The 17,390-nt window shown below is 56.9% G+C and carries 17 protein-coding genes; 6 read left to right on the top strand and 11 right to left on the bottom strand.

What is annotated here, in order from left to right; genetic code table 11:
• Positions 1–119: 119 nt before the first annotated feature.
• From rfbB to rfbC, 4 genes are read left to right on the top strand one after another with little or no spacing between them, the layout of a single operon-like run.
• Positions 120–1,190: a dTDP-glucose 4,6-dehydratase gene (gene rfbB, locus LKR43_RS07370; RefSeq protein ID WP_227683405.1), complete on the top strand. Its 1,071-nt coding sequence runs from the start codon at positions 120–122 to the stop codon at positions 1,188–1,190.
• Between the two features lie 8 nt (positions 1,191–1,198).
• Positions 1,199–2,086 (top strand): dTDP-4-dehydrorhamnose reductase, encoded by an 888-nt coding sequence (gene rfbD / locus LKR43_RS07365; RefSeq protein ID WP_227683404.1) that lies wholly within the window; start codon positions 1,199–1,201, stop codon positions 2,084–2,086.
• 4 nt (positions 2,087–2,090) lie between these two features.
• A complete protein-coding gene (gene rfbA / locus LKR43_RS07360; protein ID WP_227683403.1) occupies positions 2,091–2,978 on the top strand; it encodes a glucose-1-phosphate thymidylyltransferase RfbA in 888 nt (295 codons plus the stop codon).
• Positions 2,979–2,999: 21 nt separating this feature from the next.
• Complete coding sequence (gene rfbC, locus LKR43_RS07355) at positions 3,000–3,545, top strand: dTDP-4-dehydrorhamnose 3,5-epimerase (protein ID WP_227683402.1); 546 nt, start codon at positions 3,000–3,002, stop codon at positions 3,543–3,545.
• A 10-nt stretch (positions 3,546–3,555) separates the two neighbouring features.
• Here rfbC and LKR43_RS07350 read toward each other — a convergent pair whose 3' ends face one another.
• The 9 genes from LKR43_RS07350 to LKR43_RS07315 all read right to left on the bottom strand — a co-directional run bounded on the left by LKR43_RS07350 (position 3,556) and on the right by LKR43_RS07315 (position 11,781).
• On the bottom strand, positions 3,556–4,989 hold the full coding sequence (locus tag LKR43_RS07350) for a TolC family outer membrane protein (protein ID WP_227683401.1): 1,434 nt from the start codon (positions 4,987–4,989) through the stop codon (positions 3,556–3,558).
• 4 nt (positions 4,990–4,993) lie between these two features.
• Complete coding sequence (locus LKR43_RS07345; RefSeq protein ID WP_227683400.1) at positions 4,994–6,337, bottom strand: HlyD family type I secretion periplasmic adaptor subunit; 1,344 nt, start codon at positions 6,335–6,337, stop codon at positions 4,994–4,996.
• Between the two features lie 2 nt (positions 6,338–6,339).
• Complete coding sequence (locus LKR43_RS07340; RefSeq protein WP_227683399.1) at positions 6,340–8,091, bottom strand: type I secretion system permease/ATPase; 1,752 nt, start codon at positions 8,089–8,091, stop codon at positions 6,340–6,342.
• Between the two features lie 187 nt (positions 8,092–8,278).
• Positions 8,279–9,067, bottom strand: a complete 789-nt coding sequence (locus LKR43_RS07335; protein ID WP_227683398.1) for a SapC family protein — start codon at positions 9,065–9,067, stop codon at positions 8,279–8,281.
• A gap of 149 nt (positions 9,068–9,216) precedes the next feature.
• The gene (locus tag LKR43_RS07330; protein WP_227683397.1) at positions 9,217–9,909 is read right to left on the bottom strand and encodes a transposase; all 693 of its coding nucleotides are present in this window, start codon (positions 9,907–9,909) and stop codon (positions 9,217–9,219) included.
• 131 nt (positions 9,910–10,040) lie between these two features.
• Positions 10,041–10,163, bottom strand: a complete 123-nt coding sequence (locus LKR43_RS16200; protein WP_255675997.1) for a hypothetical protein — start codon at positions 10,161–10,163, stop codon at positions 10,041–10,043.
• Between the two features lie 203 nt (positions 10,164–10,366).
• Positions 10,367–10,702: a DNA-binding transcriptional regulator gene (locus tag LKR43_RS07325; RefSeq protein WP_227683396.1), complete on the bottom strand. Its 336-nt coding sequence runs from the start codon at positions 10,700–10,702 to the stop codon at positions 10,367–10,369.
• The gene (locus LKR43_RS07320) at positions 10,677–10,976 is read right to left on the bottom strand and encodes a BrnT family toxin (RefSeq protein WP_227683395.1); all 300 of its coding nucleotides are present in this window, start codon (positions 10,974–10,976) and stop codon (positions 10,677–10,679) included. The genes LKR43_RS07325 and LKR43_RS07320 overlap by 26 nt, the downstream gene beginning before the upstream one ends.
• Positions 10,977–11,160: 184 nt before the next feature.
• The gene (locus tag LKR43_RS07315) at positions 11,161–11,781 is read right to left on the bottom strand and encodes a hypothetical protein (RefSeq protein ID WP_227683394.1); all 621 of its coding nucleotides are present in this window, start codon (positions 11,779–11,781) and stop codon (positions 11,161–11,163) included.
• Positions 11,782–11,881: 100 nt separating this feature from the next.
• Between LKR43_RS07315 and LKR43_RS07310 the strand changes: the two genes are divergently transcribed.
• Together LKR43_RS07310 and LKR43_RS07305 are read left to right on the top strand one after the other, a co-directional pair.
• Positions 11,882–12,130: a type II toxin-antitoxin system Phd/YefM family antitoxin gene (locus LKR43_RS07310; protein WP_227683393.1), complete on the top strand. Its 249-nt coding sequence runs from the start codon at positions 11,882–11,884 to the stop codon at positions 12,128–12,130.
• Positions 12,127–12,540 (top strand): type II toxin-antitoxin system VapC family toxin, encoded by a 414-nt coding sequence (locus LKR43_RS07305; RefSeq protein WP_227683392.1) that lies wholly within the window; start codon positions 12,127–12,129, stop codon positions 12,538–12,540. The genes LKR43_RS07310 and LKR43_RS07305 overlap by 4 nt, the downstream gene beginning before the upstream one ends.
• 228 nt (positions 12,541–12,768) lie before the next feature.
• Here the strand turns inward: LKR43_RS07305 and LKR43_RS07300 are convergent, their stop codons facing one another.
• Positions 12,769–15,756: a NosD domain-containing protein gene (locus LKR43_RS07300; protein WP_227683391.1), complete on the bottom strand. Its 2,988-nt coding sequence runs from the start codon at positions 15,754–15,756 to the stop codon at positions 12,769–12,771.
• A 708-nt stretch (positions 15,757–16,464) separates the two neighbouring features.
• Positions 16,465–16,812 (bottom strand): hypothetical protein, encoded by a 348-nt coding sequence (locus tag LKR43_RS07295; protein WP_227683390.1) that lies wholly within the window; start codon positions 16,810–16,812, stop codon positions 16,465–16,467.
• Positions 16,813–17,390 lie beyond the last annotated feature (578 nt).

Below are 17,390 nucleotides of genomic sequence, written 5' to 3'. Positions count from 1 at the left end.
CTATATTTGCTTACATTCGGCATTGCCTGCGCTTGCTGAAATACGTGCAATCCATTCCAATAGCGTCAATAAACAGAACAGCTGCCCGCCAAGGCGCTTCTAAAGGAATAAGAACACACATGACTATTATCGTCACCGGGGGCGCCGGGTTCATAGGCTCCAACTTCGTCATCGACTGGCTGGCCCAGAGCGATGAGCCCGTCGTCAATCTGGACAAGCTCACTTATGCCGGCAACCTGGCCAATCTGGCCGACCTGCAGGGCGATGCCCGCCATCATTTCGTACAGGGCGACATCGGCGACGTGGCGCTCGTGGCCAAGCTGCTTGCCGAACACCGTCCGCGTGCCGTGGTTAATTTCGCGGCCGAAAGCCATGTAGATCGTTCCATACACGGGCCGGAAGACTTTATACAAACCAATATCGTGGGCACCTTCCATTTGCTGGAAGCGGTGCGAGGCTACTGGAACGAGCTGGAAGGCCAGGAAAAAGACAACTTCCGTTTCCTGCACGTATCGACCGACGAAGTTTACGGTTCGCTGGAAAAAGCCGACCCGGCCTTTACCGAAACGCATCGCTACGAGCCCAACAGTCCGTATTCGGCCAGCAAGGCAGCCAGCGACCATCTGGTGCGCGCCTACCACCATACCTACGGCCTGCCGGTGCTCACCACCAACTGCTCCAACAACTACGGCCCCTATCATTTCCCCGAAAAGCTCATTCCGCTGATGATCGTGAATGCGCTGGCGGGCAAGCCCCTGCCCATCTATGGCGATGGCCAGCAGGTGCGCGACTGGCTGTATGTGAAAGACCACTGCAGCGCCATACGCCGCGTGCTGCAGGCCGGCAAGCTGGGCGAAGTCTATAACGTGGGCGGCTGGAACGAGAAACCCAACCTGGACATCGTTCATACCGTTTGCGCCCTGCTCGACGAACTGCGCCCGCGCCCCGACGGCAAGGCCTATAAAGAGCAGATCAGCTACGTCACCGACCGCCCCGGCCACGACCGGCGCTATGCCATCGATGCGCGCAAGCTGGAGCGCGAGCTGGGCTGGAAGCCCGCCGAAACCTTTGAAACCGGCATACGCAAGACCGTGCAATGGTATCTGGACAATCAGGACTGGGTGGCGCAGGTGCAATCGGGCGCCTACCGCGACTGGGTGGAACAGAACTACAGCCAGCGCAAGGCTTAGCGGCTTACATGAAAATACTGTTACTGGGAAAAAATGGCCAACTGGGCTGGGAACTGCAGCGCAGCCTGGCGCCCCTGGGCGAAGTCGTGGCGTTTGGGTCCACTGGCCAGGGCAATCTGGCCGACCTGAACGGCCTGGCGCAAACCGTCAGCAGCGTGGCGCCCGACGTGATCGTCAATGCGGCGGCCTATACGGCGGTCGACAAGGCTGAAAGCGAGCCAGACCAGGCCCGGTTGGTGAATGCCGACGCGGCCGGCGTACTGGCCGAGCAGGCGCAGCGGCTGGGCGCCTGGCTGGTGCACTACTCCACCGATTATGTATTCGACGGCTCGGGCGATACGCCGTGGCGTGAATCCGACCCCACCGGCCCGCTTAATGTATACGGCAGCAGCAAGCTGGCGGGCGAAGCTGCCATTCTGGCCTCGGGCTGCCGGCATTTGATTTTTCGCACCAGCTGGGTGTATGCGGCACGCGGCGGCAATTTCGCCAAGACCATGCTGCGCCTGGGCGGCGAGCGCGACCAGCTTACCGTGATCGCCGACCAGTTTGGCGCGCCCACCGGGGCGGATCTGCTGGCCGACGTCAGTGCCCACGCCTTGTGCACGGCGCAGCAGCGCCCCGAAGTTAGCGGCCTGTACCACCTGGTGGCGGGGGGAGAAACCAGCTGGCACGGCTATGCCAGCCATGTGCTGGAATGGGCGCGCAAGGCCGGCCACCCCATCAAGGTGGCGCCCGATGCCATCCAGCCCGTGCCCACCAGCGCCTTTCCCACGCCGGCCCGGCGCCCCGGCAACTCGCGCCTGAACACAGAAAAACTGCAAACCACCTTCGGACTCACCCTGCCGCACTGGCAAGCTGGGGTAGAGCGCCTGTTGACCGAAATTCTAGGAAACTGAAACCATGACGCAACGCAAAGGCATTATTCTGGCCGGCGGTTCCGGCACCCGCCTGCACCCGGCCACGCTGGCCATCAGCAAACAATTGCTGCCGGTGTACGACAAGCCCATGATCTACTACCCGCTCAGCACCCTGATGCTGGCCGGCATACGTGACATTCTGATCATTTCCACGCCGCAAGACACGCCGCGATTCGAGCAATTGCTGGGCGATGGCAGCCAATGGGGCCTGAACCTGCAGTATGCCGTGCAGCCCAGCCCCGACGGCCTGGCGCAGGCCTTCATCATAGGCAAGGACTTCATAGGCAACAATCCATCGGCCCTGGTGCTGGGCGACAACATCTTCTACGGCCACGACTTTCACAAGCCGCTGGCCAGCGCCATGCAGCGCACGCAGGGCGCCAGCGTGTTTGCCTACCATGTGCACGACCCCGAGCGCTATGGCGTGGCCGAATTCAACCAGGACGGCAAGGTGTTGTCGCTGGAAGAAAAGCCACTGGAACCCAAATCCAACTACGCAGTCACCGGCCTGTACTTCTACGACAACCAGGTCGTGGACCTGGCGCGCGACCTGCAGCCTTCACCACGCGGCGAGCTGGAAATCACAGACCTGAATCGCCTGTACCTGGAGCAGGAACAGCTGCATGTGGAAATCATGGGCCGTGGCTATGCCTGGCTGGACACCGGCACGCACGAATCGCTGCTGGAAGCGGGCCAGTTCATTGCCACCCTGGAAAACCGCCAGGGCCTGAAGGTATCCTGTCCGGAAGAGATCGCCTTTCGCCAAAAATGGATAGACGTCGAGCAGCTTAAAAAACTGGCCCAGCCGCTAAGCAAAAACGGCTACGGCAAATACCTGGCGCAAATCTGCAAAGAACAGCGTGGCCGCTAAGGTGCCACCAAGGAAACATTCATGCAAATCACATCACTGGCCATCCCCGACGTCAAGCTGCTGGAACCCAAGGTATTTGGCGACGATCGCGGCTTTTTCCTGGAAAGCTATAACCAGAAAGGCTTTGAAGCAGCCATAGGCCGGCAGGTATCGTTCGTGCAAGACAACCACAGCCGCAGCGCCAAGGGCGTATTGCGCGGGCTGCACTATCAAATTGAACAGGCCCAGGGCAAACTGGTGCGTGTGGTGCAGGGCGAAGTCTTTGACGTGGCCGTAGACGTGCGCAAAAGCTCGCCCACCTTCGGGCACTGGGTGGGCGAAATTCTGTCGGCCGAGAACAAGCGCCAGCTTTGGGTGCCCGAAGGCTTTGCCCACGGCTTTTTGGTCTTGAGCGACAGCGCCGAATTCTTGTACAAGGTCACCGAATACTATGCGCCGCAATACGAGCGCAGCATAGCCTGGAACGACCCGCAATTGAACATTGCCTGGCCCGGCGGCCTGACCCCGCTGTTGTCGGGCAAAGATGCGCAGGGAACTAGCTTCGCCGACGCGGAATTGCCTGACTGATTCCGGAATATTAAACAGCGTCCAACAATACCTGCTTGGGTCCAAAATAAGTCTGGCTGGCGGTTTCTATGGTGCTGCTGCTAAGGGTGCCCGCCGCGCCCGACAGCATCAGGCGCGCCAGCACATATTGCAGGCGGGCCTGGGTCAGGTCCAGCTGCGAGCGGTAGTACTGATCCTGCGCATCCAGAATGTCGGTCATGCTGCGCGTGCCGGCCTCGAAGCTGCGTTCGGTGGCTGTAAGGGCCGCCTGGCTGGATTCCACCGCCACCTGCAGCGCCGCTATGCGTTGGGCACCGCTGACCACGCCCTGATAATGGCGCGTAACTTCCACCGCAATGCGTTCGCGCGTGGCTGCCAGTTCCTCGGCCGCCCGGTCGCGGTTATGGCGCGCCTGCTTGACCTGGGCGCTGGTCAGCCCCCCGGAAAACAGCGGCAGGCGCACTTGTATGCCCAGGTTGGTGGTGTTGCTGTCTTGGTTGCGGGTAGACAGCGTTTCGCTGGTGACGTCGCGCCGCGACGCCACGATATCCAGCGTGGGCAGGTGGCCGCCGAAAGCGCGGTCGATTTCCTCGGTGGAAATGCGCAGGCCCTGTTCGCCCGTACGCACTTCGGCATTGCCCGTCATGGCCATGGCCTGCCAGTCGGCCAGCGCGCCGGGGCTGAGCGGCTGCGGCTTGAAGTCGTCTTTCAGGGTGGTAAGCACCACCGGTGCGCTGCCTATCATTTCCTGCAGCTCGCGGCGTGCCACCAGCAGGCGGTCTTGCGCCTGGATCACATCGGCGCGGGCCAGGTCGCGGCGCGACTTGGCCTCGTGCACATCGGTAATTGTGCCCTCGCCGCCGTCGAAGTGATGCTGGGCGGCAACCAGCTGCTTTTCGTTGGCATCGAGCTTGGACTGCGACAGCACCAGGTTTTCGTACGACAGCAGGGTCTGGAAGTAGCGGTTCAGCAGGCGCTCGGACGTGTCGTTGGCCTTGGTGTCGAACACGGCCAGGCTATAGTCGGCGCGGGCCTGGCCCTGCCGGTATTCGGCAAACGTGCTCCAGTTGAACACCACCTGGTTGAGGTGGATTTCATTGACGCCCGAGGTATAGCGCAGATCGGTTTCAACGGTGTTGCCGCCCAGCCCGGGGCTTTCCAGCGTGCCGCGCACCCGCGTGCGCGCCAGCGATGCGCCCACCTGGGGCAGCAGGGCGGCCCGCCCTATGGCGCGGTTGGTCTGGCCGGCCTCGCGTTCGCTGACGGCCGCCTTGTAGGTGGGGTCGTTTTCCAGCGCGGCCTGCCAGGCCTGCGACAAGGTCAGTGCGCCGCTGGGCGCCGCCGCCGTGCCCGGTGTGGCGCGCGCAGCCGGCGTTGCCGTATTCGCGGCCAACGCCGCGCCGGCCCACAGACCGGACAGCAGCGCCAGGCAAAGCAGCTGAGCGGCGGTGTTGGCAGCGCGCATAAGGCTATTGCTCCTTGAAGGATTTGTTCAGCCGCTCCAGGAAGGGTTTGAGCAGATAGCTGAGCATAGTCCGCTCGCCCGTGCGTATCAAGACCGAGGCCGGCATGCCCGGGCGTATGGCGTTGCCTTCCAGCATTTCCATGCCCTTGGGCGTAACGTTGACCTGGGCCAGGTAGTAGGGCATTTTGGTGGTCTCGTTGATCAGGCTGTCGGCCGAGACCGTCATGACCTTGCCCGGAATATTCGGCGTCTGGGCGTGGTTGAAGGCCGGGAAGGTAATTTCCACATCGAGCCCGGCGTGGATCTTGTCGATGGCCTGCACCGGCACCTGGGCCTGCACAATATAGCTGTGGTCCATGGGAATCACCTCCATGACCTGGGTGCCCGGGCGTATGACCCCGCCTACGGTGTGCACGCTAAGGTCTTGCACATAGCCGTCTATGGGCGCGCGTATTTTGGTTTCGCGCACGGTGTAGTCCAGCGCGGCCAGCCGGTCGCTCAGCGCTGAAGCTTCCTTTTGCACTTCCGACAGCTGCGACTGCACTTCCTTTTGGTAATCCTGGCTGCGCTGCAGTATGCGCAGCTTCAGTTCGGCCACCTGATTGCGCGTGCGGCTTTCCTCGACCACGTCGCCCGACAGCGCGGCCTGCAGCTGCGCCGCATCGCGCTCAAGTTCGAACATGCGATTGCGTGGCAAATAGCCTTCCTTGGCCAGCTGGCGCACGCCTTTCAGTTCGCGCTGTATGAAACTGATCTGGCTCTTGCGGTTGGCCTGCACCTGCGCCAGCCCCTTCAACTGCTGTTCGGCGCCGTTCAGGTTTTCCTTCAAAATGGTGATTTCGCCTTCCAGGGCTTCGCGCCGGGTCTGGAACAGCAAGTCTTGCGTGCCGGTGGCGCTGATATAGCGCGGGTCGTCTTTGAAGCGCTCGGTAAAGGCCGGGTCGTACCGGATTTCCGGCAGGCCGTCGCGCTCGGCCAGCAGCCGCGCCTCGGACGCCATGGCCAGAATGTATTGCGAACTGATCACGCCCTGTTCGGCCACCGCGCGGGTATCGTTAAGGCGTATCAGCACCTGGTCCTGCTTGACCTTGTCACCCTCGCGAACCAGAATTTCTTCCACGGTGCCGCCTTCCAGGTGCTGCACCGACTTGCGATTGCCAAACACCTGCACCGTGGCATTGGCCGGCACACCGGCATCCAGCGGGGCCAGCGCGGCCCAGGCGGCAAAGCCGCCAAAGCCTATCAGCAGCACAGCCAGGCCCCAGCGCAAGGGGGCGGTGAAATTGGTGTCGACCTTGTTGCCCGGCACATCCAGGTCGTCGTCCCGGTTCATATTCAATTCTTTCATGTTCAAACCTGGCCTTTACCCACAATCTGCAATGGCGAGCCCTGACCTGCGGCGCCCGGTGCGGCCGCCGCCTGAATCTGCTGCTGGCGCAAACCCTTCAGCACTTCCTCACGCGGGCCATACATGGCCGGCGTGCCTTCGCGCATGACCAGCAGCTTGTCGACCGCGCTGAGCACATTCATGCGGTGCGTGATCAAAATAACGGTTGCTCCCCGTTTTTTCAGGCCAAGAACGGTCTGGACCAGGGCGGCTTCGCCCACGTCGTCCAGGTTGGAGTTCGGTTCGTCCAGCACAATAAGCGCCGGATCGCCATATATGGCCCGCGCCAGCGCCACGCGCTGCTTCTGGCCGCCCGACAAAGACGCGCCGTCGGTGCCCAGGCGGGTGTCATAGCCCTTGGGCAGGCGCAGAATCATCTCGTGCACACCCGCATGGCTGGCCGCTTCTATGACCTTGGCCGAATCGGTTTCGCCAAAACGGGCGATATTCTCGGCGATGGTGCCTTCGAACAGCTCGATATCTTGCGGCAGGTAACCCACGTGCGGGCCCAGTTCATCTTTATTCCACAAATACACATCGGCGCCGTCAAGGCGCACTTTGCCGGCCTGCGCCGGCCACACGCCCACCAGCAGGCGCGCCAGGGTGGACTTGCCCGATGCCGAGGGGCCAATAATGCCCACGGTCTCGCCGGGCTTCACGCCGAAATTAACGCCCTTCAGAATGGCAGCCTGCCCGCCCGGGGCCGAGGCGTAGACGTTTTCCAGCAAGAGCTCGCCCTTCGGCGCCGGCAGGCTTAGCGTGTCGCCGCGCGCGGGTGCCGACTGCAGCATTTCGTCGAGCCTGGCATAGGCCTGGCGGGTGGACAGTGCCTGCTTCCAGGTGCCGATGGCCAGTTCCACCGGACCCAGCGCCTTGCCCATCAGTATGGAGCAGACAATCATCATGCCGGCCGTGATCGTGCCCTCGATAACCAACAGCGCGCCCGCGCCCAGAATCAAGGATTGCAGGGAAATACGCACAAAGCGGGTAACAGAACTGATGCGTGCATTGCGGTCGGAAGCCAGCGTTTGCAGCGACAAGACTCGGCGATGCTGACCGAACCAGCGCGCGCGCAGGCCGGGCAGCATGCCCATGGCTTCGATCACTTCGGCATTGCGCAAATGATTATTGGCAAACGCGCCCGCCGCGATGGACGCCTGATTGGCCTCGGCCAGCGGCTTTTGTGTGGAAATATTGGTGATATAGGCCAATATGAACAGAATAATGGAGCCGCCCAGCGTAATCAGGCCCAGCAGCGGGTGCACCATGAAGGTGACCAATATATAAATGGGCGTCCAGGGCGCATCGAAGAAAGCAAACAGCGCATTGCCCGTAAGGAACTGGCGCAGATTGGTCAGGTCGTGAACGGCCTGCGACGGGTTGCCGCCCTGGCGGCGCAGATTGCGCTCGAAGGCGGCCGTGAACACGCGCTGATTCAGCATCATGTCGAAACGGTTGCCCACCCGAATCAGCACCGAGGCGCGGGTGAATTCCAGCATGCCCGACAACACATACAGGCCCACCACCAGCAGCGTAAGCATCAGCAGCGTGGTTTCATTGCTGCTGGCCAGCACCCGGTCGTACACCTGCAGCATATAAATGGAAGGCGTCAGCGCAAGGATATTGATGACGCAGCTGAACGCGGCCAGACTGTAGAACGTCTTGCGAAATCGGTATAGCGCTTCGCCTAGTTCGGTGCGACGGGATGACTTCATGCGAAAAACCAGTAGGCGCCGTTGTTGCGATCCGCAACAACGCACGCAGTGTAAAAACAGAAAGATTTTGAAGCTTTTTAAAAAAGCTTTTTACTATAACATGTTGTCTCTGACGCCCAGTTGAAAAAGCCGCCAGAAAAGGCAGCTTTTCTATAAATGCAACACCTTGCGTGGCGCCCGGGCAGGCTCAGGCCAGACCGCCGAAATTGATGGTTCCGCCGTCGTTCAGGAATTCAAGATCCAGGTCGCCGCCGGCGGGTTGCAGCGCCGCTCCGGCTGCCGCATGCTGTTGAGCCAGCTTGCCCAGTTTTTCCAAGTGCTGCATGGACAGCAACTGACAAAAAGCTATGGGCAGGGCGCCCGACTTCTGCAGTTCAGCCAAGGGTTCCGGCTCCAGCTGATTCATGGCCGCCTCGTCAATGCGGAACAGCCCCTGAACATTTTGCTCGCCGCCTTCGGCCTGAACCTTGATGGGCCAGGGCTGAATAAGATTATGCTTTTGCAGCGCCGCGCATGCCGCCTGCGTGGCGACCCGGTTGGCCGCAATCTGACCCAGGAAATTCAGCACATCAGTAACCGCCTTGGTGGGTTTTTCGTCTTCGCCAAAGAAAGGCTCGCCCGTGTCGTCGGAAATCAGGCCGCTGTCTTCAATAATGCACAGCACCTGCTGCTGGCCGTTATCGGTATTGGCCAGGGCAAACGGATAGCCGCGATAAGCTGCGGGCACATAGCCGCCCAGCCAGCGGCCATCGGGCGCCACCAGCAGATTCTTGCCCGCCGCCAAGCCCTGCACCGCCACCGGCACATAGCCATCGTTCACCGAAATAAAGCCTATGGGCAAAGTCATGCAGGCGCGCGGCAGTTCCTGCGCCACCAGCGCCGCCACCGAATCGCCCGTGGCAAATGAATAAGAAGCATAACGCTGCCAGCGCTTGCCGGCATGCAGTTCCTTGGAGACGACTTGAAGTTTGGCCATACGGCAGTCCTGTGAATAGAGGGTCTCGGTATTGTAATTGTAATGGGGTCAGACACGATTAACCTTCGATGTAATGGGGTCAGACACGATTAACCTTCGATGTAATGGGGTCAGACACGATTATCAAAAGATAATCGTGTCTGACCCCATTACATCTTTGGCCTGCCCACTCCCTTTGATGCGGCTTGTCGACTTGCCAATCCTTCGATTCTTCTCTGGAAGTGTTCGTTTCCCAACGCCCAGCCCTTGTGGGTCGATTCTCGGATTGCCTGCAAATCCTGATCGGGTAGCGCTATCTTGAACAACCTCTGGTAGGCGCTCTGCTGCTCCTCTTTATTTCTTCCCAGACGGGAATACAGCTGATGAGGTGTCAGCCAGCTTGAGTTGGGGCCAGCGTGGCCTTGCGCATTGAAAGTATGGCTGGACCAACGGTAATCACCGGGGTGAGCCACCATGCCGGCCCGCACCGGGTTTAGCTCGATATAGCGCATCAGCGTCAGCAGATAGCGCTCACTATCCACCACTGTAGCGCGGTAGCGTCCTTCCCATAGGGTGCCGCTGCGCTGATATGTATAGTTGAAATGCTGCACATAACGCCTTCCCGTAGACTGAAAAACCTTGCTGATGCTGTCTCCAGCGCTTGGCGTGGCAAGCAAATGAACGTGATTGGTCATCCAGACGTATGCATGAATCGCCAGACCGTGTTTGTGGGCGGCATCGACCAGAGCGTCACGAAAAAACTGATAATCGGCCACTGAGGCAAAAATAGGCTGCCGGTTGTTGCCTCGCTGGATGATGTGCTGTGGTTGCCCAGGGATGACATAGCGAGGAAGGCGCGCCATAAGTGCTCCACGACAGATGTTTAAACTGGCAAGGTAAGTTCAATATCGCAATATCGTGTCTGACCCCGTTGGCAATTCGCTGCGCATCCAGGATTTGTAAAGTCCAGCGATCCAGGCTGACTTGGTCAGCGTCAGCCACGCGAGTCGAACTTGCGGGTAATCAGCGAAGCAAGAATGCTGGAGGCTGCTTCGAGCTTGCCTTCTTCATGCCCGCGCCTGAGCGCGACGCGTTCAATGGTGTTGACGTAGGTCATATTGTGTTCCTTTTCGATCTGGCTGACGTCATCGACATGGGGGCTTGAACAAGAAGATGTCGAGGCCTCTACTATGGCGGATGGGATTGATGAACAACAGCGAGAGTGAACGTAAAGCTCAATACGGAAAAGTACTTTGTGAATGTGAATGGGGTCAGACACGATTATCAAAAGATAATCGTGTCTGACCCCATTCGGCTTTCCTAGTGCAGTGCCGCCAATGCAAGTTCGGGCACTTTGTCGAGAATCTTCAGCAATGATTTGGCCGCTCCTGTGGGGCTGCGCTTTCCCTGTTCCCAGTTTCTGATAGTGTCTATGGGAACATCGATTCGCGCTGAAAACTGAGCTTGGCTGAGCCCCAGACGTTTGCGAACACGCCGCGCATACCGGGCGGTATCCAGTACGGCCTCTGCTTCATCGGCCGCTGCCTGTCGGGAAACATCCGCTTCTGTAGTGGCATCAACGCGAGCAAGATCCACGCGCCCCAGATTCATCGAAACAGGATCTGCCGGATTAAGTGTTATGCGTGTTTTTTTCATAGATACTGACCTCACGCTTATTGGCTTTGCGGGCCGAAATAATACGAATGACGTCGTGCCTTGATGTATAGACCACCACGAATAGGCGATACTCGATGGCACCCATAAGCCGGTATCGATCTTCCCCGTAGCTGTGTCGGATATCGGGCTGGATGATCCGATCAGGGTCGAGAAATGCCCGTGCAGCAAAGGAAAAGTCAAACCCGCGCTCTTGAAAACACGAGTCGCTTTTGGCACCGTCCCATTCGAAATCGATACATTCAGTATAGTTCATTGGCTTATAGTTAACAACTACCAAGCCCGCAAGGTCCTTACTATGACCAGTTGTACTGAATGGGGATAGTGTGAGTGAACACAAAGCTCATTGCGTGAAAGTACTGAAACCTGCAATGTCCAACGTGTGAATGGGGTCAGACACGATTATCAAAAGATAATCGTGTCTGACCCCATTCGGCTCCTTAATGCAGCAACACACCCAGGCTGGTGTCTTGCGGTTCGGGGCTGTCCAGCCAGGGCAAATCCAGCGGCAGATGCCAGTGGGCGGCTTGTGACTTCTTGATCAGCAGCTCGATCAACTGGTGCACGTGCTCGGGCGCCAAAGGCATGGCCAGCACCGGCTGCTGCGCGCTGGCCTGCGTCATGGCCTGCGGCATGGGCAGGCCCTTGAACGCCAGTATCAATTGTTTATCGTCCAGCCTGACCGTCAGCTCGGTGGCCAGAAAAATTTCAGCCTTCGCGACCGCAGTGTCCTGGCCCGCGGCGCTTGCCTGGCCGAACTGTTCCGCCTTTGCCGCCACCTTGGCGCTGTCGGCATCGAGTTTGGCCTGCATGGCTTTCTGATGCGCCATCTGCAGCACTTCCTTCCAGTAGGCGGCGGGCGTCTGGCCCAGCCCGGTCAGCTCGGGCAGCTTGACCAGCAGCTGCTGCAAGACAATCATGCTCATGCGCCGCGTCAGCAGTAGGTGCACAGCCCCTTGACTGGGTCGCTGTGCATTGATGACGAGGCGGTCTTCGCAGGCGCTGAAGGCGATGTTGATATGGCCGCTAAGCGGGTAAGTGGTGTCGGTGGTTTTGTCCATGGGGGTACGATAACACCAAGCTTGCACCGGTCAAAAGCTTGAAGGAAGTTGTGGGTATTGTTAAAATCTGACCTGTATAGTCAGATTAGGGAGAGGGCGCATGCAGACGTGGCAAATGCAGGAAGCCAAGGCACGCATGTCGGAACTGGTAAAGCGCGCTCAAACGCAACCCCAAGACATCACCCTGCATGGGAAATCGGTGGCGGTTGTAATTTCACGGGAAACCTTTAACCGCCTGTCGCAGGCACAGGACTCACTGGTGGACTTTATGCGCCGCTCGCCGCTCTACGACACGGACGACATTGCGCTGGAACGTGACCAGAGCCTGCCGCGGGATGTTGCGTTTTGAGCTACCTGATCGACACCAACGTGCTTTCCGAACTGCGCCGCAAATCGCCAGACCCCGGCGTGCTGGACTGGTTCGCAAAACGCCCGCCAACGACGCTGTACCTCAGCGTTCTGACGCTGGGGGAAATCCGCAAGGGCATCGAGGGTGTTGCTGAAGACGCACGTCGCCAGTCGCTGGTGGACTGGCTGGCGATAGACCTTCCCACCTTCTTTACGGGACGTATTCTAAGCGTGGACGCCGCGGTGGCCGACCGTTGGGGGCGCCTGGTCGCCGCAGCGGGGCGGCCACTACCGGCCATTGACAGCCTGCTTGCGGCTACGGCAGTGGAGCATGACCTGGTGCTGGTTACGCGCAAGCTTAAAGATTTTGCGGGGCTGCCGGTTAGGGTATTTAATCCGTGGGTTGGGTGAACGTGTTTGGTTTGGTGAGTGTTGTGTGTAAGGGCGCGGGAGCAGCCCGCCCTTATACACGGCAGCCATATTATCTTGTTGGGGTATAAGGCGGAAGAACCTCGCAATCGAGGGATTGCGAGGTTCTTTGACTGCTACGAGACGGGTTCTTGCTGAAAATTAGGGTGAGAAGAAACCATCCATAGCGGATATGCCGATGAGTTGAACAGCGGCGTCAGCTCCTTACCTTTATGCAGGGACCAGTGTGCCACCAAAGAAGTCTTGTATCTCACTCAGATCGAAATCGGCGGCTCCAGTCAGTTTCACTTCAAGATTCATGAACGCTCCCTCGGTCCATGTGACTGTAACTTGACCGTCAGTTAGTGCACCGAAAGTAATATGGTCATAGATGGCACCGGACTCTTTTGTGCTTGTGTATATAACATTATCGGCAAGCTCGCCCGCAGCTGTACTAAATTGCTCCAAGTCAATTGTAATATCAGATTCGCTGGTATAAACGCCTTCATTGTTGAGCCAGATAGCGCCTTCCATGTCCGCAATGCTGGTAAAGATATTGCCTTGAATAGTAATCTGGCCGCTGCCGTCGAAATCGTTGATGGAAATAGCTTTCCCGTTTCCAGAGAATGTATTGCCGTCGATTGTGATGTTCAGTTCATCCAACCAGCCGCTAAAGGTGGTGCCCAAGCTGATGCCTACGGCGTTATTGCTAAGGGTATTGCCAGTAACTTCTGCTTCTACTTTGTCGCTAAGCGAAATGCCGGAGGTGATATTGGTGACTGTGTTTCCAGTAATCTGAATATCCATCAGGCCAGCATCACCAGAGTAGTTACCGTCGGCGGCAATACCGATTACGCTATTGCCGTCGGCGATCTCGGTAGGGCCCGTGACCTTATTGTTCTCGATGATAGCGTTACTGGCCTCTTTTGTTACTGTAATGCCCGATGTGCTCCATGTGCTACGTACTGATGTGTAATCGGCTGTCGCTACCGTATTTCCAATGACGGTTGAGCCTGCACCGCTAATCTGTATCGAATTTCCATTCGCTGTATAGCTAAATACTTCTGATGTCGTTATTGTATTGTTCAGCACGTGAAATTGCCCGGCGCTGGCACTACTGAACTGCCCAATTCCGCCTTGTGTTCCGGCTATTACAGTCAGACCTTCAATGGTTGCTGTGCCGGTAAAAGATCCCTCTGCTCTGATTGCGTATACGCCGCCATTAGCGTCGATTATGGTTTGGCTGGTTCCCGCAAGCCTTGCATCACCCGTCAAAGAGGCAATATTGACTGCTTCTTGGAAGTTGCCAGGACCTACGTAAATAGTATCGTCCGGCCCAGTGCTAGTCACTGCCAACTGAACAGTGTCGTAGTTTGTGACTGTGCTCGTCTTATTTTCCACGTCGTGTATGACATACGCCTCGTCTCCGATGATGCTGGTCACTTCATCTTCGTCACGGGGAATATCGTGCGCCAGATCCCAAACTAACGTTTTCTCGAGATTGTGTACTTTTGTGAGTACGCCGTCGTGATACGCCCGCTCACCGAACTCTGCTACTTCTGGCTCAAGCACACGTGCTGTTAGCTCACCCCTAGTTATTCGGCCACTAATGGTGTCATTGTTGAGGTTACCCAGCAAATTATCATGCAGCGATTGCTGCCTGACTGCGAAATTTGGCCCGGCTGGCTCATCGCCGCTGGCCGGGCGTTTCGTTTGTACCACATCGAAAATTGGGGCATTGTCATCAAGAAGGTGCTCAGCATAAATAACACTAATATCAAGATTGGCGTCATTTACTGCTTTTTTCTGTGCGATATCGTCTGTATCAAGTACGGCATAGTACCCTTCATCGCCGGTAACCCAGAATAGCTTGAACTTATCAGCGATATTGCCACTGACGGTTGATACACTATTCCATACTGCACTGGGCGCGTTGCTGTCGCCAACATATACGTTGGAGATATCGACACTTTCCAACTGTTGAGTGTCATTGCTTAATTCACTAAAGGCTGTGGCTACCTTTAGCATTGCCCCGCCTGTCAGATCAATTCGCGGCAGTTCAGTAACAACGTCAGCTGAAGTCTGCAGTGTTGCGCCATTGACAGTGATCTTCGTAATGTCGTTCATTTCAGGTGCAGTCGTGGCAGTCAACGAGCCGCGAGCAAAGCTCGCCACGCCATCCGCGACCGACATGATGATGTCTCCGGTGGCTGTTCCACCAAAAGTCACCGCACCGTCGTCGTCAATCACCACTGAAAAGTTGGGTACCGGCGTGCCATCACCATCGCCATCGCCGTCGCCGTCGCCATCGCCATCGCCATCGCCATCGCCGCCATCACCATCACCATCACCATCACCATCACCATCACCATCACCATCACCATCGCCATCACCATCGCCATCGCCATCGCCATCGCCGCCGCCCGTATCAACTGGCGGTTCAAAAGTGTCGGGTAACACCGTGCCAGGCGGTACTTCTACGGAAGGTGGAATGACCAGCTTCGTGCCTTCGGGCGGTACAAAGTTTGTTGGTATAGGCGTGTCGGCGGGTGCTTCCCAGTTACTTGGCGGTACGAAGGTAGGTAGGAATGGGGCTACTTCGGCCACGCGTTCCAGGGCGCCTTGCACGTCGCCAGCTTCCAGTGCTTCTTGGAAAGTTTCGTCATCTGCGAATATGGACATGTCTACGCCATTGCCTAGATCACGGCCTTCGCTCACACCATATAACATCAGGTGGTCTAACGCACTCATTTGACCGGCCGCTACTGCATCGGCAATATCGGGGTTGGCGTCTAGATAGGCTCCCAAGTCTATGGAAGGGCTGAAGGGGCGGTGTTCATTTTGGCCATACAACAGGAAATGCTCGATGGCTGACATGCCGCCATCGTTAACCGCATCGGCGACGTCGGGGTTTTGTGTCAGATAAAACGCTTCGTCGAATAGATGGCTGGGGGTGCGTCCCTCAGAGGCGCCGTACTGAATGAAGTGGTCGTAGGCAGTGATTTCGCCCTTTCTTACAGCTTCGGCCACATCGGGATTATCAAACAGATATTGCTCGATATTAAAGAGTGGACTGGAGCTGCGCCCTTCGGCTTTGCCGTAATCCAGGAAATGCTGGTAGGCGTCGTTGATTTCTCCGCTTTCAAGTGCTGCGGCGACATCGGGGTTATGGTCCAGATACCATTTAAGATTGAATAACAGATCGGGGGCTAAGGCCATGAGAGCGACTCCTTGTGCAATAGAAAGCTGTGTAGCAGATTAGTTCGATACTTATTAATACGTAAAGTTACATATTAAACACAGTGTGATTATAGAGTCGATAAATAAAAAGTCGAGCGTTGTTTATGTATGTAAACCCTTATAAAACATAGATTTACATTAAATTAATTTAATTATAAATATGTCGCTAAACTTGTCTTTTATTTGGTTTGTCGAAGTTTTTGTTTCGGATAGTTTGTGGGGAATTCTATTGGATAGTCTGGCTGTAGGGACTATGGGGGTGCTCAACGAAAGCACGCACAAAATTATTTTGAAGCCTACTGGGCGAAAAGTCCCCCCAAGCCAATCAGAAGTGTGGAATAAATCTGCATATTGGTAATTGCATGGATGATTTCCTGATTGAGGAAATCTTAACGGCAGCCGCTTGAGATTCAGCAGCCTGCGCCTTGCACGTTCAAGCATTGGCCGTCTTCCGTTATGGCCGGGATAGCGCCGAGGGTTGTAGCGAATGGCGGTCAGCCTTTATTGGAAGCCGTTAAAGATCGAGAAAGCGCAGCGCACCGCCTGGGCTGTGCTCGCCAGCGGCTAAGTGGGTTGTAATGCGGGGGACTTACAACGGGGGATGACAATTATGGAGCTAAGGACAAAAAAAAGTGTTAGCAACTGGAGGGGCTGCAATGAAGTGAGCACTCCGTTCTAAGTCGCAGATTAATTCCCGCTACCAGCAACCTTCATTTGCTCACACATTTCCGCTTTTTCCGCGGGGCTGGCCATCGCTATTTGGGTGCGTGCGTTGTTGTAGCTGGCTTCAAACATCTGATCGTATTGGGCTACGGAAACTCCCATTGCTGATACAGACGTCTGCTGCTGCTTACGCATTTCTTTGAGCTGGCTTTGTGTATAGTCACCACATTCTTCAGCAACGGCCTGTATCGTTGCGCCGGCCTGTGCAAACTGCTGCGCGAACTGTTCAGGTGAAGCCTGAGTGTAGGCAGAAAAGCTCAAGGCTGAGAGTCCAACGACAAGCGCGAAGCTGCGCGAGAGATTTTGAGCCATACAGCCTTCTGTAAAAAGATGAAAGATTCCTGCGCGCAGTCAGGATTGTCCTGCGCAGGCCCAGGAAAAAGACCATCGCTTGGCAAATTTTCCGGCGAGATATTCGGGAGCTTAGTTGAACTGATGGCTCGGTCTCTCAACGTCATCTTCTCGTGGCTCGGTGCGCCCGAGCAGCCACCAAGCTATGATTAGGGCGGCTCCTGCTCCGTATAAAATCATTGGGATAAATGTGTGTGACATCGGCTGACAACCCTTTTATTATTGAGTTTATGGCGTTTGGTTGAGGGGTATTTCTCCCTCTCTTTTATGTGTCTTAGGCAGCATTTAATTATTTATTGTTACTTTTATCATAAGGTTCTGAACAGCACTATCAGGGTTCCTCCTCATAGCTTTTATTCATTACCTTCGGTTGCCTAAATCAAGCGCCGGCTAAATACTTTGTGCCCCCCACTGGGCACCTCTCAGGTGCTTCCGGCCCTCCAGCACTGAATGACCTTTTTCCTGGGCTGACCTTCACATCAAGCGGTTCACGTCTAGAGGTGATTTCCGTCGCATTGTGCAAAATGAGAGTCGGGCGC

The organism is Pusillimonas sp. MFBS29 (assembly GCF_020687695.1).
In the GTDB taxonomy this organism is placed as follows: domain Bacteria; phylum Pseudomonadota; class Gammaproteobacteria; order Burkholderiales; family Burkholderiaceae_B; genus Pusillimonas_C.
This window is presented reverse-complemented; position numbering and strand designations above follow the sequence as displayed.